This window comes from Pantoea sp. S61 (assembly GCF_016625145.1).
Lineage (GTDB): Bacteria > Pseudomonadota > Gammaproteobacteria > Enterobacterales > Enterobacteriaceae > Pantoea > Pantoea rwandensis_B.
Window position 1 is genome coordinate 443,986 of record NZ_JACVUO010000001.1, and the last position, 20,454, is coordinate 464,439.

At 53.0% G+C, this 20,454-nt stretch carries 21 protein-coding genes; 9 read left to right on the forward strand and 12 right to left on the reverse strand.

The features are described 5' to 3' along the window. The first annotated feature begins 104 nt into the window (after positions 1-104). Both iolE and IAE30_RS02195 read left to right on the forward strand, forming a co-directional pair. A complete protein-coding gene (iolE, locus tag IAE30_RS02190; RefSeq protein ID WP_200678205.1) occupies positions 105-1,028 on the forward strand; it encodes a myo-inosose-2 dehydratase in 924 nt (307 codons plus the stop codon). Between the two features lie 10 nt (positions 1,029-1,038). Then, on the forward strand, positions 1,039-2,220 hold the full coding sequence (locus IAE30_RS02195; protein WP_200678207.1) for a Gfo/Idh/MocA family protein: 1,182 nt from the start codon (positions 1,039-1,041) through the stop codon (positions 2,218-2,220). Here IAE30_RS02195 and IAE30_RS02200 read toward each other — a convergent pair. The 3 genes from IAE30_RS02200 to IAE30_RS02210 form a co-directional block, all read right to left on the reverse strand. Beyond that, a complete protein-coding gene (locus IAE30_RS02200) occupies positions 2,217-3,131 on the reverse strand; it encodes an alpha/beta fold hydrolase (protein ID WP_200678209.1) in 915 nt (304 codons plus the stop codon). The two genes, IAE30_RS02195 and IAE30_RS02200, sit on opposite strands and share 4 nt — an antisense overlap. A 216-nt stretch (positions 3,132-3,347) precedes the next feature. Continuing rightward, complete coding sequence (locus IAE30_RS02205) at positions 3,348-3,791, reverse strand: GNAT family N-acetyltransferase (RefSeq protein WP_234472656.1); 444 nt, start codon at positions 3,789-3,791, stop codon at positions 3,348-3,350. Then, a complete protein-coding gene (locus IAE30_RS02210; protein ID WP_200678211.1) occupies positions 3,775-4,320 on the reverse strand; it encodes a GNAT family N-acetyltransferase in 546 nt (181 codons plus the stop codon). The genes IAE30_RS02205 and IAE30_RS02210 overlap by 17 nt, the downstream gene beginning before the upstream one ends. A 118-nt stretch (positions 4,321-4,438) precedes the next feature. On the opposite strand from IAE30_RS02210, the gene IAE30_RS02215 reads away from it, so the two are divergent. After that, positions 4,439-5,353 (forward strand): DMT family transporter, encoded by a 915-nt coding sequence (locus IAE30_RS02215; protein ID WP_200678213.1) that lies wholly within the window; start codon positions 4,439-4,441, stop codon positions 5,351-5,353. A 5-nt stretch (positions 5,354-5,358) separates the two neighbouring features. Here the strand turns inward: IAE30_RS02215 and IAE30_RS02220 are convergent, their stop codons facing one another. Then, positions 5,359-6,246 (reverse strand): MurR/RpiR family transcriptional regulator, encoded by an 888-nt coding sequence (locus IAE30_RS02220; protein ID WP_200678215.1) that lies wholly within the window; start codon positions 6,244-6,246, stop codon positions 5,359-5,361. A 417-nt stretch (positions 6,247-6,663) separates the two neighbouring features. On the opposite strand from IAE30_RS02220, the gene IAE30_RS02225 reads away from it, so the two are divergent. From IAE30_RS02225 to IAE30_RS02240, 4 genes are all read left to right on the forward strand, one after another. Next, positions 6,664-8,793 (forward strand): TonB-dependent siderophore receptor, encoded by a 2,130-nt coding sequence (locus IAE30_RS02225; RefSeq protein WP_200678217.1) that lies wholly within the window; start codon positions 6,664-6,666, stop codon positions 8,791-8,793. Between the two features lie 49 nt (positions 8,794-8,842). Continuing rightward, positions 8,843-9,943, forward strand: coding sequence for an ABC transporter substrate-binding protein (locus IAE30_RS02230; protein ID WP_200678220.1), 1,101 nt, complete (start codon positions 8,843-8,845; stop codon positions 9,941-9,943). Positions 9,944-10,180: 237 nt separating this feature from the next. After that, positions 10,181-10,351: a general stress protein gene (locus tag IAE30_RS02235; RefSeq protein WP_072050596.1), complete on the forward strand. Its 171-nt coding sequence runs from the start codon at positions 10,181-10,183 to the stop codon at positions 10,349-10,351. Positions 10,352-10,620: 269 nt separating this feature from the next. Continuing rightward, complete coding sequence (locus IAE30_RS02240; RefSeq protein ID WP_200678221.1) at positions 10,621-11,514, forward strand: SDR family oxidoreductase; 894 nt, start codon at positions 10,621-10,623, stop codon at positions 11,512-11,514. 43 nt (positions 11,515-11,557) lie between these two features. On the opposite strand, the gene IAE30_RS02245 is transcribed toward IAE30_RS02240, so the two are convergent. Beyond that, entirely contained in the window at positions 11,558-12,430 is an 873-nt protein-coding gene (locus IAE30_RS02245) for a DMT family transporter (protein WP_200537809.1), read from the reverse strand. A 210-nt stretch (positions 12,431-12,640) separates the two neighbouring features. Beyond that, on the reverse strand, positions 12,641-13,546 hold the full coding sequence (locus tag IAE30_RS02250; protein ID WP_200678224.1) for a LysR family transcriptional regulator: 906 nt from the start codon (positions 13,544-13,546) through the stop codon (positions 12,641-12,643). A 131-nt stretch (positions 13,547-13,677) separates the two neighbouring features. On the opposite strand from IAE30_RS02250, the gene IAE30_RS02255 reads away from it, so the two are divergent. Further along, entirely contained in the window at positions 13,678-14,427 is a 750-nt protein-coding gene (locus IAE30_RS02255) for an SDR family oxidoreductase (protein ID WP_200678226.1), read from the forward strand. Between the two features lie 269 nt (positions 14,428-14,696). After that, positions 14,697-15,239, forward strand: a complete 543-nt coding sequence (locus IAE30_RS02260; RefSeq protein WP_200537562.1) for a CpmJ protein — start codon at positions 14,697-14,699, stop codon at positions 15,237-15,239. Between the two features lie 29 nt (positions 15,240-15,268). On the opposite strand, the gene IAE30_RS02265 is transcribed toward IAE30_RS02260, so the two are convergent. The 6 genes from IAE30_RS02265 to IAE30_RS02290 form a co-directional block, all read right to left on the reverse strand. Further along, a complete protein-coding gene (locus tag IAE30_RS02265; RefSeq protein ID WP_200678228.1) occupies positions 15,269-15,901 on the reverse strand; it encodes an alanyl-tRNA editing protein in 633 nt (210 codons plus the stop codon). Between the two features lie 14 nt (positions 15,902-15,915). After that, a complete protein-coding gene (locus tag IAE30_RS02270) occupies positions 15,916-16,836 on the reverse strand; it encodes a pyridoxal-phosphate dependent enzyme (RefSeq protein WP_200537560.1) in 921 nt (306 codons plus the stop codon). Further along, positions 16,823-17,521 (reverse strand): transcriptional regulator, encoded by a 699-nt coding sequence (locus IAE30_RS02275; RefSeq protein ID WP_200678230.1) that lies wholly within the window; start codon positions 17,519-17,521, stop codon positions 16,823-16,825. Before IAE30_RS02275 ends, IAE30_RS02270 begins: the two co-directional genes overlap by 14 nt. 91 nt (positions 17,522-17,612) lie before the next feature. Continuing rightward, a complete protein-coding gene (locus IAE30_RS02280; protein ID WP_200678233.1) occupies positions 17,613-18,392 on the reverse strand; it encodes a MipA/OmpV family protein in 780 nt (259 codons plus the stop codon). 89 nt (positions 18,393-18,481) lie between these two features. Then, positions 18,482-19,750 (reverse strand): HAMP domain-containing sensor histidine kinase, encoded by a 1,269-nt coding sequence (locus IAE30_RS02285; RefSeq protein ID WP_200678235.1) that lies wholly within the window; start codon positions 19,748-19,750, stop codon positions 18,482-18,484. Further along, positions 19,747-20,448 (reverse strand): response regulator, encoded by a 702-nt coding sequence (locus IAE30_RS02290; protein WP_200678237.1) that lies wholly within the window; start codon positions 20,446-20,448, stop codon positions 19,747-19,749. The genes IAE30_RS02285 and IAE30_RS02290 overlap by 4 nt, the downstream gene beginning before the upstream one ends. Between the last annotated feature and the right edge of the window lie 6 nt (positions 20,449-20,454).

The window sequence follows — 20,454 nt, forward strand, 5'->3', positions numbered from 1 at the left end:
ACGCTTTACCTTCAGAAATTGAAGGTTTTACCTCAAATAACCCCTCGCTGCCCCTCCTCGCATCCGGTAATTTCTTCGCTATCTCCCCTACAGGATCAAAGCAAATGATAAAAGATGCGTTTTACCGCGCTGGGCACCCCGCACCGCAACTCGGCGTCAGCCCTCTCTCCTGGGTCAATGAAGTTCTGCAATACCTTGGCGCAGGTACCTCGGCCGAACACTGTTTGAAGGAAGCGAAACAGGCCGGATTTCAGGGCGTCGAGCTGAGTCGCATATTCCCGCGCGAACCGGGCGCATTGAAGCAGTTGTTGGCACAACATCAACTGCAACTGGTGTCGGGCTGGCATGACGGATTTCTCACCGAACGCAGCGTTGAGCAGGAACTGGATGCGGTGCACAACCATGCCGCCCTGCTGCAGGAAAATGGTGCCAACGTGATGGTGTACGGCGAATGCGGCTGGATGGCTGACAACGCGCTGGATGTGCCACTGAGCACCCGACGTTTGTTGCCGGAGAGTCAGGTCGCCGACTATGCCGATCGCCTTTCCCGCTTTGCCGAAGCCCTGTTTGATCGATACGGTTTACGCCTCGCCTATCACCACCATCTCATGATGGTGGCCGAAACGCTGCCAGAAATTCGTGCGCTGTTTAGTGCCTGTTCGCCCGCCGTTGGCCTGTTACTGGATACCGGCCACGCCACCGCTGCCGGATTCTCCTATACGCAACTCATTGATGAATTCGCCGACCGCATTTGCCACATCCATCTGAAGGATGTGCGGCTGGATCGCCTGCAACAGGTGCGGGCTACCGGTATGACCTTCAACGAAGCGGTGCTTGCGGGGATGTTTACCGTGCCGGGCGACGGCGGCATCGACTATCGCCCGTTGGCAGAGTTTATCGCTCGCAGCGGCTATCAGGGTTGGATGGTGGTGGAAGCCGAGCAGGATCCGGCGAAAGCGCCCCCGTTAGAGACCGTTACCCGCGCACAACGTTTTGTTGCCCAACATATTTTACCTGCAAATGCTTAAGGAGCCGCTGATGGCTGGAAAAACACTGAATGTCGGCCTGATAGGTTCAGGCTTTATGGGCCAGGCGCACGCTGATGCATGGCGTCGTGCAGGCTTACTTTATCGCAACCTGGCGCTACAGCCGGTTTTGCATACGCTGACGGATGTGACACCTGCGCTGGCCGAGGAAGCAGCACGACGTTACGGCTTCCAGCACAGCACGGCGGACTGGCAGTCGCTGGTCAACCATCCTGAAATCGATATTGTTGATATCACCACGCCTAACAGCATGCATTTTGACATGGCACTCGCCGCCATTCGCGCCGGCAAACATGTCTACTGTGAAAAGCCCCTCACCGTTTCGTTGCAGGAGGCACAAATCCTGACGCAAGAAGCTGAGCGCGCTGGCGTGAAAACCATCATGGCGTTCAATAACATCAAAACCCCAGCGGCGCAGTTGGCGAAGCAGATGATCGACCGCGGTGACATTGGTACACCGACCCGCTTCCGTGGCTGGTTCGATCAGGGGTTCTTCAACGATCCCGAACTGCCATGGAGCTGGCGTTGCTCGCGCGAACAGGCCGGTTCTGGCTCGCTTGGTGACTTAGGCTCACACGTGGTGAGTGTGGCGCAATATTTGATGGGACCGATCAAGAGCGTGGTAGGTCAGGAGCAGTTATTCATTGAAACGCGCCCTGCGGCGGGTGGTGGCTCAGGCTATGGCGCACAAGCGGATAAGCAGGCGGCGCGTTTAAAAGTGGAAAACGACGATCAATTTCAGGCGCTGGTCACGTTCGAGAATCGCGCCGGTGGCGTGATTGAATCTTCGCGCATTTCCGCAGGTAAAGTGTTTGGCATTGCCTGGGAAATCTCGGGCACTGAAGGCACCATCATCATGGACGGAGAGCGTTTTAACGAGCTGAAGATTGCACGTTATGGTGATGCCAGGCACGATCGTGGTTTCAAAACTATTTATGCCGGTTCTCAGGTCGAGCAATTTGGTGGCTTCTTTGGCTTCGATTTCGCAGGCGGTGGCCTGGGATATTTCGATGTGAAAGTCATCGAAATATACGACCTGATTAAAGGCCTCAGCAGCGAAGCCGGTTGTTTCCCGGACTTCCGCTTTGGCCTGGAGAATCAGCAAATCATTGAAGCGATGGTGCGCTCCTCTGCCAGTGGTCAACGTGTGGAGATCGCCAGTCTGCGCAACTAACTAAAAAACTCGCGCAGTGCTTCAGCCAGCGCCTGCGGTTGCTCGTCCGGGATGAAGTGACCGCAGTGCGCGATTTTGATGCCTGAAACCTCAGCCGCAAACTCCTGAAGCGGAATCGCCACATCGGGGATCGAACCCTGATCGGCGCTGATAGCCAGTAACGGCACCCTTAGCTTGCCGTTATCACGTAACAACGCACGGTTTTGTTCGGCAGAGACGCTCACTTCGCGATAGGCCGCCATGCCTGCGCGCAATGCCCCGTTTTGTTGCAGCAAGCGCGTATATTCCGCCATATCCTCCGCGTCAAAAACCATTGGGCTGACGGCTTTGCGTTTCAGGAACCACTCCAGATAGATCTCTTCGCGCCCGGCAATTAAGGCTTCAGGCAGGTCCGGCAGCAGATGGAAACCAAAATGCCAGGTTTTCCAGGCCTTATCAGGCGTGGCGGGCAGCGCATCGGGTAAGGTCACGCCAGGAATGCCCGCATCGAGCAGTGCCAGTTTTTTTATCTGATTGGCATAACGCAGGGCAAACGGCCAGGCGACCCATGCGCCAACATCATGTGCCGCAAGATAGTAGTGATGGATGTTCAGTTGCTGCAGCAGGCCCTGTACTTTTTCTGCCAGAGAAGTGGTGTCATAGCCGCTATTAGGCTTGTCAGAGTCCCCCTGACCGGGGAGATCGGGCGCGATAATGGCGTAACGATCACCAAGCAGAGCCATCACCTTGCGCCACGCAAACCAGCTTTGCGGGAACCCGGCTAACAGCACCAGGCTTTCACCTTGTGGGTTGCCGCCGCTGACGTAGTGGATGCGAACACCGTCTACCGTGGCGTAATGATGGGAAAACCCAGGCAGATTGGCGACAGGTTGTGACCAGCGCGATGTTATTTTTAATTCTGAGGCCTTCATCGGTGACTCCTAAAATGGAAATGATTACTTCCTAATTGGTTAAAATTTTAGTCGGATAGGTCTAAAACATCATCGTTCCTGGACTGGCATGGTTGGCCGCGTTCTCGTGTCGAGATTAGAGTTTGCGGTAAGGGAATTACCATTTAGGAAATGATCGATTCCCAAATGGTACAGGATGGGGTTAAGGATTGGCAAGGGTGCTAATGAGATCCCGAATTAGGGCGCAATACGATACTGAATAAAATCCGTCTTCGCCGCGACCTGATCGTACAGCGCTCGTGCGCGGTAATTATTCTCACGCGTCATCCAATACACTTTCGAGCAGTTCAACGCCTCAGCGGCAGCATTCACCGCTGCGATTAACGCGCGACCCGTGCCTTGTTTACGCCCGTCAGGGCTGACGAACAGATCCTGCAGGTAACAATAGTCACCCATGGTCCAGGTGCTGCGATGGCAGATAAAATGCACTAGCCCGGTCAATTTGCCCTGCTCCTCCGCCACCAGGCAATGCATCGGCTCGCCCTCCGCAACCAATCGTTGAAATGTCGTATTGGTGACTTCTTCTGTGACCTCACTGACATAGAAGTCGAGATAGCCTAACCACAGCGATTTCCACTGTGCGTAATCATCTGCCGTGAGTTTACTAATCTTCAGTTCCATTTCTTTCTCTCCATTGTTGGCGCGTGATGTTGAACATTAAACTGGCGGGTGGATCCTGCGGATTAAACACCCTTTCGAGGAAAGTCATCCCGACCTTTTCCAGTACTCGGCGCGATGCAGTGTGATTCTCGCGCACCACACCGACGATTTCTCTCAGCTTTAGGTCTTCAAAACCGTGGCGGATGGCACGATGCGCGAGTTCTGTCGCATAGCCTTTTCCCCAGGCATCCGGCTCAAAACGGTAACCCAGGTTGTTAGTTCTGCGCCCGTTGAATTCGCTGACAAATACGCCCCCGAAACCAATCACATGCTGAGGATCGCTTTTTTCCATAATGGCCCAATCATCGAATCCATGAATGGCGCGATCTTTGATTCTGCGTAATAACACTTCTCGCGCATGATCAAGGTTTGGATAAGGCCCGCGCGGGTTAAATTGATGTGTTCGCGCATCGCCATAGATGCGAAAAAGCGCCTGCAGATCCGTGCGTTCAACCGGTCGATACAGCAGCCTTTCAGACTCCCAATGCATTCATTCCCTCGCCGTTTTTTGTAATGCAGCGAAGTAACATAGCACCGCGACATCGCTTTGAGTGTTAAGAATTTTTGCTATGATGTCAGCCCATCTTTCTAATGATTAAATCTGAACCATGCGAACATCGGACTCGTTGCGACTATTACTGCTGGCGGCTATCTGGGGAGCCAGTTTTCTTTTTATGCGTATTGCCGTTCCCGCGCTGGGTGCGGTGAATACGGCTTTTTTGCGCGTGTTATGTGGCGCATTAGGTTTAATCATCGTGATGGCGGTGCTACGCATTCCGCGCCGCTTCGAAGGCAAACTTGGCTGGGCAATGTTGCTGGGTGTGATTAACTCTGGATTACCTTTCCTGATGTATTGCCTCGCCGCTCGCGTGCTGCCCGCAGGTTATTCCGCGATACTCAACGCCACCGCGCCGTTGATGGGCGTCGTGATAGGCGCCGCATTCTTTAATGAACAACTGACCGTAAGTAAAGTGCTGGGCATGGTGGCCGGTTTTGTCGGCATTTTGTTGATCAGTACCACTGGTGAAGGGGTGCTCTCACACGCGCTGGTGCTCGGCATCGCGGCATGTCTGGTCGCCACCACCTGCTACGGTTTTGCCGGCTTTCTCGCTAAGCGCTGGATTGGTTCGCGCGGCGGGCTTGATGCCACCAAAGTCGCGTTCGGCAGCCAGCTGGGCGCCTCTCTGTTCCTGCTGCCTTTCTTTGCCTTCAGCGCGCCGCAAACGCCTGCGGCGAACTGGCACATCCCTGAAGTCTGGGCCTGCATCCTGGCCGTCGGCTTTATTTGCACCGCGCTGGCTTACATCATCTACTTCCGTTTGCTGGCCGATATTGGTCCGCTGCGCACCCTCACCGTCACCTTCCTGATCCCGCCTTTTGGTATCCTGTGGGGCTGGTTAGTGCTGGACGAACAGATCTATCAGGGCTTTATCGGCGGTGCATTGCTGATTGTGCTGGCGGTGTGGCTTGTCACGCGCAGCGGAATGGTCAAAGCCGCCACGCCGCGTACCTCTGACAATTAATTACGCTATTTTTTGCCGGTGGGCTTCAGTGAGCGATTGAGATCCTGAATGCGTTTCATGGTTTTTACCGTGCGCGATGACGTTGCTGAAGCCACCGACAAAATCAACATCTCAAGACACACCAGCACGGTGCCATGCAATGGCATACGACCATTCTCCCCACCGCGCGGCACATTGATAATCACATCCGCTTCTTTGGCAAAGGCAGAATCTAAGGCATTGGTCAGCAAAATTACCGGCATCCCCAGTCGCTTCGCCTCTTTCAGGGTGGTCAGCCCTTCTTTATGAGCAGATTTCTGCGCCATCATGATCAGCACATCACCACGCTGTAAGGTGATCAACTGTTCGGCGAGGGCAATGCCCGAACGATTGAGCGTGACGGCAGGAATGCCAATACGCGTGAACAGGCGAGCACTGTAATCCGCCAGAATTCCTGAAGCATTAATGCCAAACAGCGCAACCTGTCGCGCGTCGATCAGCATCGCGACAGCCTGCGCGACCGCTTGCCGGTTGTGGGGTTCCGAGAGGGCATCGCAGGCGCGTTTATGGCCGCCCAACACGAAATCGATGCCCGAATTGATGTCACACGACAGTTCGCTGACGGTGGCGCTCATCTTCTCTTCTGAATTCATCGCCGGGCCAAACCAGGCTTTCAGCGTGGTTTTCAAATCACGCAAACCGGCAAATCCCAATGCCTGAATGGCACGCACCACGGTGGCATCTGAGGTGTGAGTCACATCCGCTATTTCCATTGCGGTGGCATCTAATATTGCCTCACGATTATCGTGGATATATCGCGCGACGGATTGAAGGCTGGACGATAATGACGGGGCGCGTGCGCGATAGCGTTCACCTAATACATCAACCCGATTTTTAATTTTATTTACGGCCATCTTTTTACCTGTTTGTCATCAGGGCGTGATTCCGTCCCCCATTTAGGCACTGCATTGTAGTGATATTTCCTGTTTAATCCAGCTCTCTGAGAGTTAGCGCGCCTCTAGGGTGGGTCGTTAAACCACAATAAGACATCAAATCATGTGTCTGTTTTTAATCTATTTACTAGAAATAATCCTCAAAAGAAAATGGCGATCATGGACTGCATTCATGCTGTAGTATCCACGTCATTATTTCCATTTACTACTACATTTTTTCATGTTTGAATGATTCTCAATAACATCACGCCATCTCAGTTTAGGTCGCATGATCCACAGGGAATGCTTATTTCATGCATTTTTCTCTGCTGGAAAAATTTAATCCTAGCTTCGTTTCATGGACGAGATTAATTCCGCACCAACACCAGGTTTATTTAAATGAATAACAACAAAAATTTCGCTTTTAAAACCACATGTCATCCGGCCATTATCGCCGCAATATACGGCGTCAGCGTTCTCACTGCCGCAGGCAGTCTGGCAGCGGAAAGCAACAATACCCTCACGGTTTCGGCGCAGGAAAGTAGCCCACAAGGCTACAACGCCACCAGCAGCTCCGTTGCCAGCAAAACCGCCACGCCGCGTCTGAACGAAGCGCAATCGGTGAGCGTGGTGACTCAGCAACAGCTTGAAGACTATCAAGCCGCCAGTCTCGCTGATGCGATGCGCTTTGTCAGTGGGGTCACGGAGGGCAATACCCTGGCAGGCACCGAAGATGGTTTTGTGCGTCGTGGATTTGGCAGCAACTCCGATGGTTCGATCTATCGTGACGGCATTCGCAGCAGCCAGGGATTAAATTTTGATGCCACCACCGAACGTGTCGAAGTGCTGAAAGGCTCGGCTTCCCTGCTTTACGGTATCCAGAATCCGGGCGGGGTGATTAACGTTGTCAGCAAAAAACCGCAATATGACTGGCACACCAAAATCAGTGGCCGTTCCTCCAGCGAAGGTGGCGGCGCCGGAACCGTCGATGTCACCGACCCGCTGGGCAACGGCTTTGCCTTTCGCCTGATTGCCGAAAAGCAGAATCAGGATTACTGGCGCAATTTTGGCAGCGAAAAGCATACGCTGATTGCGCCTTCGTTACAGTGGTACGGCGAAAACGCCAGCTTCCTCGTGAGCTATGAAGATTATCAATACGATATTCCGTACGATCGCGGCACCGCCTTTATCAATGGTAAGCCGCTGGATATTGGCTACAAGGATCGTCTCGACGACAAGGCCAACCACGCCTGGGGCCACAATAAAACCCTTAATGCGCATTATGACTGGCAGTTCAATGATGACTGGAGCACGCGCGTCACTATTGGCTGGAATCAGCGCCAATACGACAACAACGAAGTACGCGTTACCGCCATCAATCCCACCACCGGTGTCGTCACGCGTCGGGCAGATGCTAACCGCGGCTTTAACCACAAAACTAAATACGTTTCATGGGATCTGCTCGGTTCGCAACAGCTGTTGGGTATGACGCACGATGTGGTGATCGGGACTGACTATGAAATGAACCAGACTTATCGTGCGCATCAGTATCAGGGAAAATCGAATACCGGGTTTAACTTTACCGATCCGCAATACGACATCCTGTCGCCGGTCACCAATAGCACCACGGAAAACACCGCCAACGCCAATAATTTGAATCGCATTCATAGCCGTTCGGTTTACGCTAAAGACAGTATCTCACTGACAGAACAGTGGATTGCCGTGCTTGGCGGGCGCTATCAGCATTACGAGCAGCGCGCGTCTAAAGGCTTTGATCCGGTGGTGGAAACACTGAACAGCGAAGGCAATAAATTCCTGCCGCAGGCGGGCCTGATTTATAAAATCACCCCGGATGTCTCGCTTTACACCAGCGTCAGCAAATCCTTTACCCCCTCCACCGATGTGGACGATGACGGCAATGTCGGTAAACCTGAACAGGGCACGACCTGGGAAGTCGGCAGTAAATGGCAGATATCGCCCAAGCTGTTTGCCAGTGTCGCGCTTTACCGCATAGATGAACGTGACATGTCACTCAGCATTAACGGTACAACGCGTGCGATTGATAAAGCGCGTTCCAGCGGCGCAGAGTTTGAGCTGAACGGCGAAGTGCTGCCGGGCTGGGATCTCAGCGCTAACTACAGTTACGATAAGGCTGAAATCGTCGATGATGGCGTAAATTCTGCTAACAATGGCAATCGGCTGCAAAATGCACCGCGTCATTCGGGCGCACTCTATCTCAGCCACAGTCTCAGTATTAACGGCATTCCCGGTGATTCCCGCGTCGGTGGCGGTGCGCGCTATGTCGGCTCGCGAGCCGGCGATCCTGAGAACAGCTTCACGATGCCGGATTACGTGGTGGCGGATAGCTTTATCGCCTGGAACAATCGGCTGTTTGGTGAAAAGACACAGCTTAAGCTAAATCTGAACAACCTGTTCAATAAACACTATTACACCTCCAGCGGCGGCAATCTGCGCGTGCGTGAAGGGGAAACCCGTAACCTGATGGTCGAGGCCAGCGTTGAGTTCTGATTCTGTTGTTAAAGCGGGCGCCCGGCGCGCCCGTTCCCTTTGGGGGCCAATGCTGATTGTTCTGGCCTGCTTCTTACTGGTACTCAGCAGCGCCGCGCTGGCAAAAACCGTCACGGATATTGACGGAAATCAGGTAGATATCCCTGACCATCCGCAGCGCATTGTCTTGGGCGAAAGCCGCATGCTGTATACGCTGGCGCTGCTGGAGCCGGGCAATCCCTTTCAGCATATCGTTGCCTGGCCTCAGGATTTGAAAAAGTACGATAGCCAGACGTGGAACAGTTTTGCGCGCCAGTTTCCGCAAATGTTAAACATCCCTTCCCTCGGTTCAGGTGGCCCGAATGCCATCAATCCTGAGCAGATCCTGGCGCTCAAACCGGATGTGGTGATCCTGCCGAGCCTGGCGCGCTACGATGATGCCGATCTGCGCCTGGTGAGCATGCTGAAAGCCGCCCATATTCCGGTGGTGAAAATCGATCTGCGCGTGCATCTTCTGAAGAATACCCGTCGCAGCGTTGAGATCTTTGGCGAGGTGCTGAATCAGCAAGCACGCGCGCAGGCCTTTAACCGTTTTTATGACGCACATATGCAGGTGATTCGTGATCGGCTGGCCAGTTATCACGGCGCGAAGCCTTCGGTATTGTTGCAGTTGCACCTCGGCCGCCGGAATGAATGTTGTGTCACCGCCGTCAAAGGTAGCCTTGGCGAACTGTTAAACGCCGCGGGCGGTGACAATATCGCGGCTAAAACGCAGCACGGGGTGTTTGGTCGCTTAAGTGAAGAAATGGTGATCGCGGCACAGCCGGATGACTATTTTGCCACTGGATTTGGCGATAACGAGGCGCAGGGATTGCTCAAGCTCGGGCCCGAAGTGTCGCTGCCTGCGGTGCAAAATAGCTTTGCCCGACTGACTGCGCAGCAAAACGGTTTGCGCGAGTTAGCTGCATTGCGCAACGGCCACTCCGCGGTCATCTGGATGAATTTTTACCTCAGCCCCTGGCACATCGCGGCAACGGAATTTATGGCAAAAACGCTCTATCCGCAGCTGTTCGCAGATATCGAACCCGAGCAAACCTTGAAGCAAATCTTCCATGATTTCCTGCCTATTCCTTACAGCGGAACCTATTTCGCCCGGATGCCTGCGCAATAAACGCTCTTACTGATAATCGAAGCGCTAATTGCGCTTCGATTATTTATATATAATATTAAACCTCGCAATTCATCTGCTTAAGAAAATAAAAATCGCATCTGTCGATTCAAAATTAAAATACGCTGCCGCCGCGCTTGTTAATATCCCCAGTGGCGCTAACCTTAATTTTGCAGTCTGGACATAACGTGTGATGTTACCCACGATTATGTAATCGCAATGCATGAATGAGGGCATTTTATGGCCGAGCATAGAGGCGGTTCAGGAAACTTCGCAGATGACAAACAAAAAGCATCTGACGCGGGTAAAAAAGGTGGACAAAGCAGTAGCGGCGGGAATTTTAAAGACAACCCCGAGAAAGCTTCCGAAGCCGGTAAAAAAGGCGGGAAAAGCAGTAACAAAGGATCTTAATCCGCATCGGGCGTGCTAGTCGCCCCACCGACAAGGATGCCGGGATGTTCCACTGGCAAAAGAATAAGTGCAACGGCGATATATGATTGACGTCTTGCGCTTATTCTGGTCTTCGCTCCCCATTGCAAATACTCCTTTTACTCATATCGCTACAGCAACAATAACGCTTCGCTTAACCCACGAAATTTCAATTGGTCATTTTTTGACGTGACATATATCACATTTATGCCAAGCTTATTTTATCTATAGCGAAGAACATGGAGATTACGATGAGTTCATTTACTAACAAAACGTTGCTTACCCATCAATATCCAACCCCTCCTTTTAAAAAACAATTGCAGGATTTTCCTGGGCTGGCCGCCAAAATCGAACCGCGTCCGGATCATGGTGAAACCAGCTATCGTGGCACCGGTCGTTTAACCGGTCGTAAAGCGCTGATCACCGGCGGCGATTCTGGGATTGGCCGTGCGGTGGCCATTGCTTATGCGCGTGAAGGTGCCGACGTGGCGATAAATTATCTGCCCGACGAAGAACAGGACGCGGCGGAGGTGATCAAACTGATTGAAGCGGAAGGTCGTAAGGCGATTGCCATTCCGGGTGATATCCGTTCCGAATCCTTTTGCCAGCAACTGGTGAAGGAAGCGGCGACGAAACTGGACGGTCTGGATATTTTGGTCAACAACGCCGGTCGCCAGCAGTTCAATGAATCGATTCGCACCCTTTCAACGGAAGATTTTGATGCGACGTTTAAGACTAACGTTTATGCCATGTTTTGGATAACCAAGGCGGCGCTGGCGTATCTACCGGCCGGATCATCGATTATCAACACGTCGTCAGTGCAGGCGTATGATCCTAGCGCAATCCTGCTGGATTATGCCCAGACCAAAGCGTCGATTGTGGCCTTTACTAAAGCCTTAGCGAAACAGTTAGGTAAAGATCAAATCCGCGTAAATGCCGTGGCCCCCGGCCCGTACTGGACTGCGCTACAGGTGTGTGGCGGCCAACCGCAGGAAAAAGTGGAGAAATTTGGCGCTACTGCGCCACTGGGTCGCCCCGGTCAGCCCGCTGAAATTGCGCCGCTCTACGTGACGTTTGCGGAAACGACGAATAGCTTCACGTCGGGACAGGTTTGGTGTTCTGATGGGGGCACCGGCACGGTTTAACCCCAATGAACGGCGCATCAAGATTGATGCGCCCTACTCGATCTTAGCCCGAAGTTTTCAGGCGCGGCGCGCGGAATACCAGCATGATGCCAAGCAGAATAGCCAACATTCCCACCATCCCCGACCACGGCAACGCATTACCTAACAGCAGGTAATCCAGCACCGCTGTAATGATCGGGACCAAATAAAACAAACTGGTCACGTTAACGATGCTTCCCGCACTCAGCAGTCGGTAAAGCAGCAACTGCGCCACCACTGAGATCATCACGCCGAGAAACAGCACGGAGATCCAGAAGTGCAACGTAAAATCGATATGGAAAGCTTTGATCGGCAGTAACAACGCGCACAGCGCAAGGCTCACCGCATATTGTAACGGCAGTATCTGTGCGGGATGCTGTGACACTTTTTTCTGCATGATGGCACCAAATGTCATACACAGCAGTGCACCCAACGCGAAGACAATGCCACTCAACGGCAATTGTGATGCTGACAGACTGCGCCATACCAGTAGAACCAATCCCGCTAAGGCGATCATGAGTCCCGGTAATCGCATGCCCTGCATGCGCCGTTCCACAATACAGAGGGTCAGGATCGGTTGTATGCCCATAATGGTGGCAATCAAACCGGGCGTCACACCCTCGGCCATCGCCTGGAAGTAACACACCGAATAGGCACCAATCAACATGAGTCCGGTGAACATCACCGTTTTTCGGCTGCCTGCATCGGGTAACCATCGACGTCGAAATAGACCCACCAGCAATAATGCAGCCAGCGCAACACTGAAGCGCACAATCAATAGCGCGATGGGTGAGGCATTGTCCAAACCAAGGCGTGAGAAGATGGCCGCACTGCCCCACAGCAGCACGAAGCCCGACGTCGCCGCTTGCGACGTCAAAGACGAAGAACGCATGAAAATGCTCCTAAAACAAACGTTGTAAATTTAAGCGTGAAAGAATGTCGGTTCTTAGCGAACCACAACGCGTGCAGGAGGCGGTGGAGGACAGCAGATCGCATACAGGCCATGTTCGTATGACGGGGAAAGTGCGGCTGAAAGTGTCATTTACGCAGGCCTGTAATCAAAATAGGGAGTTCAGAAACAAAAAGTTAACAGATCGCCTCAGGCTTGTCATCCATTGAGTCGTGCAGGAAAGACTTCCCGCAACCATTCGATAAACACCCGTAAACGCTGGGTCAGATGGCGGTTTTGCGGATACACCACGTGAAACGAATAGCTGGCGGGACGCCAATCCTTCAGTATTTCCACCAGTGCACCTGACGCTAAATCTGCGGCTGCGGCGTATCGGAAAGTTTGGATGATACCTAATCCTGCCACCGCCGCCGCCAGATGAGCATTGCTCTCATTAATCCCAATGCGATGCTCGATTTTCATTTCCTGTTTCTCATTACCCTGCAGAAAGCGCAGCGGGAAGGCGCGTCCGCTCTGCGGAGATAAATAGCTAATCCAGCGATGCCCATTTTTAAGCTCTTGCGGATAAGCTGGCACGCCGTAAGTTTTGAGATAAGCGGGTGCCGCGCAGGTGATCATCTCAGCATCACCAAGATGACGCGCCACCAGCGATGAATCACCCAGTGGACCGCCACGAATGACGCAATCGACATTGTCGCTAATCAGATCCACAGCCCGGTCCGATACGCCAAGATCGAGGCGTATTTCAGGAAATCGCGCAACGAAATCCGGTAGCAGTGGGATGAGTACCTCACGCGCCGTTGAGCCCCCAATATCAACGCGCAGATACCCGCGCGGCGTTCCGTTTACCACATTAAAAGCCCCGTCGATATCTTCTAAGTCACGCACGATACGCAGCGCTTTGTCGTAATAATCTCGTCCCTCAGGCGTGACGGTGACGCGTCGCGTGGTGCGCTGTAACAGGCGCACACCCAGATGCCCTTCTAACTCCTGTACCAGTTTGCTCAACGTCGCATTGGGCATATCCAGTAAATCGGCCGCACGGGTGAAGTTCCCCGCCTCCACCACGCGTGCAAACGCCTTTATCGCCAACAGCTGATCCATGATAATTATCCACACACAGGAATAGTGATTTCGATTTTACACCATTTATCGCTAAACCACGCAGGGTTACATTGCCTCCCATGCACTGCAACGCAGTCATCACACACTTAAATCCATTTGGGAGAACACTCATGAACACATCATTAAACGGTAAAATTGCCTTAGTCACCGGCGGCACCAGCGGGATTGGTTTAGCCTCTGCCCAGGCGCTGGCAGCACAGGGCGCTCGCGTGTTTATCACCGGTCGTCGCCAGCCAGAACTGGATGCTGCTGTCACGCTAATCGGTGCACAGGCAATCGGCATTCGCGCTGATGCTTCCGTGTTGAGCGATCTGGATGCAGTGTATGCTCAGATTGCGCGCCAGGCGGGCCGGCTCGATATTCTATTCGCCAATGCTGGCGGCGGCGATATGTTGCCACTAGGTGCGATTACTGAAGAGCACTTCGACCGTATCTTTGGCACCAACGTGCGTGGTGTGCTGTTTACCGTGCAAAAGGCGCTGCCGTTGTTAAGCGACAAAGCCTCGGTCATTTTAACCGCGTCTACCACGTCGATTCAGGGCACAGCAGGATTCAGTGTTTACAGCGCCAGTAAAGCCGCCGTGCGCAACTTTGCCCGTTCATGGGCGCTGGATGTGAAAGATCGCGGAATTCGTGTCAACGTGGTGAGCCCTGGCCCAGTGCGCACGCCGGGTTTGGGCGATTTAGTGCCGGAAGATCAGCGTCAGGGATTGTTCGATGCGTTAGCCGCCCAGGTGCCATTGGGTCGATTGGGTGAACCGGGTGAAATTGGTCAGGTAGTGGCGTTTCTTGCATCCGATGCTTCCAGCTTTGTTAATGCCACCGAACTTTTCGTGGATGGCGGCATGGCGCAGGTCTGAGTTGAAAGTTAAGGAAAGACGTCAAGGTTAGGCCCGTTTTCCTGTAGCAAAGTGCGTAATGGATGACGCACTTCATCAGTGAATCGCTCTGAATTTAATTACTCCTCTCACCCTTTCGCATCCCGGCAAAAACACACATAATTCAGCGCTCATGCAGAGCAAAAACGTCGAATACGCCATGATGGCTATCAGGCAGCAATGCCATGCTGTCTTTCAATATTGAGGTGTTAATCCCTGATATTGTCTTAAACCGGTAAGGAAATCGTGCAGTGAAGTTAAAGACTTATGCGTTTCTCATTCTGTCATTTTGCACCGTTTTCGGCGCTCAGGCTGCTACGCGAGTCGAGTTGCTGGCAGGGGCGAATAGTATCGACCTTAATCAGGATGGCGTCCCGGATTTACTGATCTCAGCCACCTTTGACAATAACACCTCACATCCCAGCCAGACTCTATCTGCGTTCATCAATAAAAACGGCAACGCGTATATTTTACCGGTCCCGGATGATGACGGATTTACCTGGTCAGATTTCCGCCTGGCAGGTTCGTCTGACAAAATCATTGGCTTTGAATTGCATCAGATTCAGGGCGTTTATTACCTGATTCGCGCAATGAAGTTCTCATCAAATCAGGACAATGAAGATCTAACTGAAGCCGCGAAAATAAAATTCTCTCGCTATCGTGTGGCGGAGAGTAGCGAAGAGCCTGGCGCGCCGGTTTTTTATTGGCAACTGTCTGGCAGTTATACCACCTCACAAACCTATAACGATGTCGATCAGGCTTTCGCACAATTAAAAATAGATGAATTTAAGTAACGCAGCGCAGGCGTTAATGCGCCTGCTCATCAATCTCGCACTTCATACTGCACCGAAAGTTCACCCTTCTTCGCTTTAACCCGGGTAATCACGATTTCACCCATTTCACTGGTGCGCGGCACATGCGTGCCACCGCAGGCATACGGCGTCAACTCGCCCCAACTGACCATTCTTCGTCCGGCGTCATCCCGTAGCACGCGTGCGAGATCCTGCGCCACCAGCGCATCGACACCTTCAGCGATTGCCGATTCATCAACGGGTTGCGGTTCGCCCTGCGGTTTAAAAACAACACGTCCATTGCCGGGACGATGATCACCTTTGTAGCCTAACCAGCCAAACTTCTCTCCGGCATACGCAATCAGATGTCCTGCCGAATGGTAACGTGTGTGCAGCTCACGCAGTGCCGCATCAATTCGGATATGCACGCGACCCAGCGCCACTTCACGGTCGGTAATATGCAATAACTCACCCTCTTCCTGAACGAGTTGTAACACCCTCGCCTCACCTATCGTGCCCTGGTCAGCAGGTTGCCCGCCGCCTTGTGGATGGAACAGCGTTGCCGCCAGTTGCACACGAAACCGGCCATCTTCCTGCGCTTCACACCGCACCACTTCCGTATCCATCTCCAGCAGATCGCTGAAATAGTAGGCTCTTTCCGTCATCTCAACTCCAATTATCACTTAAATGCTTGCAGCACGTTCAAGGTCGTAGTGGAACCGCCGCAGACGATAACCAACAGGTTTTCTACACCCGCTAACGGCAATTTTTGTCCGTAAAGCAGTGCCAGCGCTGCACCACATGCCGGTTCCACCAGGGTGCGATGGTCATTAAGAAATGCCAGGCAGGCATCAACGGCTTCCCTGTCACTGACGCGCGAGGCCAGCACGTCACGGGTTTTACTGACATCAAAGGCGCGCTGGCAGACCTGGCGTGCGCCTAATGACGTCGCAATGCCGCTGAGATGTTCCACGGCAATTGGATGTCCCGCGGCCAACGCAGCGTGATAAGACGCCATACCCGTGGTTTCTGCGATGTAAATCGGCACATGATGTAATCCTTGCCGTGTTAACCCTTGATCAACCCCTGACAAAAGGCTGCCGCCGCCCACTGAGAGCACCACAGCATCAGGTCGCACACCTTCTTCTACAACTTCATCGATCAGGTTCGCTATGCCCTGCCACAACAACGCATGATCAAAAGGATGGATAAATGCGTCCTGTTCGGCCACCAACGACTGCGCCAGTTGATTAGCGTCCGCCCAGGTTTTACCGTGAACGATCACCTCCGCCCCTTCCAGTGTCAGCAGATGTAGCGCATGTTGAGACGTCGACTCCGGGACCACAACCACTGCAGGTACACCGAGTTGACGGCTCGCATAGGCCACCGCCAAACCGGCGTTTCCCCCCGATGAAGAGATAAATCGCTTCACTCCGCGCGCAGCATGCTGCTGACAGGCAAACCCGATACCGCGGATTTTGAAGGAACCGGAAGGCTGCATCGCTTCCATCTTCAGCCACACGCGGGTTTTATTGAGTTGGCTGAGTGGCAAAGATTCCAGCAACGGCGTTTTAATGCTTAGCGACTCAGCTGTTTTCATTTTTGATTTCATCCAGATAGTTGTAGATGGTGTAACGCGTGACGCCGAGCGCCGCTGCGGCTTTCTCCACTCCACCTTTCATCAGAAACAGTCCCTTCTCCTGCATATGCTTCACCGCGAGCAGATTGGCCCGTTTGATGTCATTGCGATTGTTTCCGTGATTGAGTGCAGAAGTCGTGTTGATGATTTCGCTCATCAAATCTTCGATGGTGTCCGGGCTTTCCGCTGCCGGTTCGACTTCTGAGGCCTGCACCTCGGGTTGACACATCGCAGTCATGGATTGCAGCACGCGCAGCGCCTGCTCAATATCTGCGTTATCGACGTTAATGCAGAGTGCAGCAAAAGGCACACCGTATCGGTCACGATAAATAGCAGTGCTGCTACGAAGCGGCTTGCCCTCGCGGGTAAAGGTGGGGTAATCCAGTAATAAGGAAATGGCTTCATCTTTGCGCTCCATCGCGCTGATAAATGCCCTGTCGGTGCGTAATCCGGCTAATACCGAATCCCCCCGCTTACGTCCCGTCACTTCTGCATTGACGATCTCAGCAATCGAATATTCAGGCTGACGCAGATCGTGCAGCACGACTTCGGCATTACGCTGGATCACACTGCCGATGACCTTTACCGCGCCAGCCAGCATGCGCATTATGTTGGCAACATATTGCTCGTCTGTAATTGAAGACATCTGGACACCATTAATTCTACATTTTGTAGAAAAATAGCATTGCAGATATCATTGATCAACTTTTTGTTGACCAATGATACTATCCCTCTTGTTAAAACCGCCATGCCAGAAATAAAACACCGGTTAACTGGCTGGCTTGCTGAGTGACCGGACTATCGGCTGCGTCGTCCCGCAGTCGTTGTGCAGTGACGCGCGCGCCTAACAGCCAGGAGGGCGTCACGACATAATCCATGCCGACATCCCAGCCAATCTTCTCAATTCCGGCATCCGCAGTGTAACGTGACAGACCGCTGCGCTCGGACTGCGCTGCCGTGACACCGTATTGAGTTTGTAAATAATCACTGTCCGCCCAACTCAACGTCGGGCCAGTGTAGAGCCGCAGATTATCCACGGGATGCCACTGCAGATGGGCATAAGAGGCAAGTTTAAAACCCTGTTGGTTGCCGCCAACATCCTGAGAGGCAATGATGCTGCCTTTGAACCAGGAGTTTTCGTAAGTGGCTGAAGTGAAGGCACGCGGCGTAACATCAATATCACCCAGCCCGCGCAGATGGTCATCAGCGGATTCCTTACGGGGTGAAATGTCTGTCCCTGCGCCTAGCGCAAATGTCCAGTGTTCGGTTTTCAAGACATCCCAGCCGAGAGCAACCAGATCATCAACCCCGCCGACAAAGAGCGGGCCGTAAGCCAGTCTGAACGCGGGGATGAACTCGGTTTTATTGTCTTTGGCACCCGAGTAATTTGGTTTCTCGCCAACACCGCCTCCTATGTAGCCAGAAAACTCAGGGCTATCGTCTGCGGCTAAAGCGGACATCGACGTTAAAGAGAGCAGGCAAAACAGCGTCACAGGTTGAGCCAGAGTGAAGCGCATCAAATTCATCCTTTGGTTGCAAGAGGGCGTAAGTTAAGCCCGCTGATTGCAACACTCCCTTGTAAATCCTGTTTTTATCCCTGGTAAAGTTATGTAACAGCGAGCGGAATTCGCACTTTAAAGCAGGCTCCGCCCCCGGCACGATTCCTCAGCGTAATACTGCCCACATGGTATACGGCGATGGAGCGGACTAAGGCGAGGCCCAGCCCGGAGCCGTTGCCCTTTCGGCTTAGCCGGAAGAACGGCTCAAACACCTGCGCATGATCGGCTTCGGGAATACCTGGCCCACGGTCCTTCACTTGTAGGATAAAGTGACCCTCGCCGTCGTCATTGAGTTCGACCCGAATATCACGTCCGGCATAATGCAGCGCGTTCTCGATCAAATTGCGCAGGAGACGGCGCAGCAAGCGCGCGTCGACTTCGGCAACGATATGTACGGCGGTCAATTCAACCTGAACACGCGCGCACTCTTCAGCAGCAATGGCGGTCACATCGACACGTTTAAGCTCACCGTTGATCACATTGGGGGATAACTCCAGGCGACTTAACGTCATAATTTCTTCTACCAGTGCATCCAATTCCGCCACGCTGCGTTGTAATTCACGTCCTGGCGCTGAATCATTTTGCTCTAACAGCGCTGCTGCCATCTGAATTCGCATTAAAGGCGAGCGGAGTTCGTGCGAAGCATTGGCCAACATGGTTTTCTGCGATTGCACCAGTTGTTCGATCTGGGTGGCTGAACGGTTAAAGCTCTCCGCTAACTGCGCGACTTCGTCTCGTCCTGCGACAGGCATGCGTGTCCAAAGATCCCCTTTCCCCAACAATTCAACACTGCGCTGAAGTGATTCCAGCCGCGCCGTTAAACGCCGGATTACGGGGAAAGAGATCAGTGCAACGCTGGCCGCGAGCATCATCAACATCAGGATAAACACCCACGGCCGTTTCTGTCGGTCGCTACTGAATTGAATGACCAACACGCGTTTATCTTTAAGTTGCCAGACAAATCGCATGCCGTACCAGTCGTCAAACAATCCGCCATGGTCGACACGTTTGGGAAACGCCAGAGGAGGCGTCAGCGGGCGGCTCAATGGTGTGCCATCGGCGGCGAAAAGTGCAAAGCGGGTATGCGCGCGTGCAATCCACTGGTCAATGGCGGCAGATTGCGCCGCAGGAGAAGCGGTTGCAGGGGGTAAATTTTTCTCAACTAACTCAGAAAAGGTCGCGAAGGCATCAAGATGACGGTTGTTATCATCACTCCACAACCAAAGTGCAATGGTGCATGCCACCACCAGCAACAGCGCACAGCTGAAGGCAGAAAAGATCTGCAAATGGATGGGTAAATCACTGAGACGCTTCATGCACCAGGCAACGCCGAAAATACGTAGCCGACACCGCGTACGGTGATAATCCGTTTTGGCGCACGGGGATCGTCTTCAATCATTTGCCGGATGCGGCCAATGTGCACGTCAATCGCACGGTCAAAACTCTCATAGCTTTCGCCGCGGACAGATTGCCAAATCAGTTCCCGATTCAAAACCCTGCCAGCATTCCGCGCTAACGAAACCAGCAGGTCGAACTGCAATGAGGTTAGCGAGCAGCTATTCTGATTTAACATCACCGTGCGTGCTGCAGTATCAATCTCCAGCGAGCCAGAACGAATCAACCCTGTTTCACGCACTCCGCTGCCCGGCTTGATACGTCGCAGCACTGCACGCATGCGCGCCAGTAATTCACGGGGCTCAAAAGGTTTTGGTAGGTAATCATCTGCACCGACTTCCAGGCCGATAATTCTGTCTGCGGGATCGCCTCGCCCTGTCACCATGATGATGGCGGGTTCATGCAGATACTGGCCGCGAATGTCGCGGCAAAGCGCCAGTCCGTCAGCATCACCCAGCATCAGGTCTAACAGCACCACATCAAAAGGGTGCTGTTTCATTTTTAACTGCGCGTCCTGAGAGCTGGCACTGTGTTCAACTTTGAATTCATACTGCGCCAGATACGGCAGAATCATTTCCGCCAGCCGGAGGTCATCTTCTATCAACAGAACCGAGGTCATCGCTCA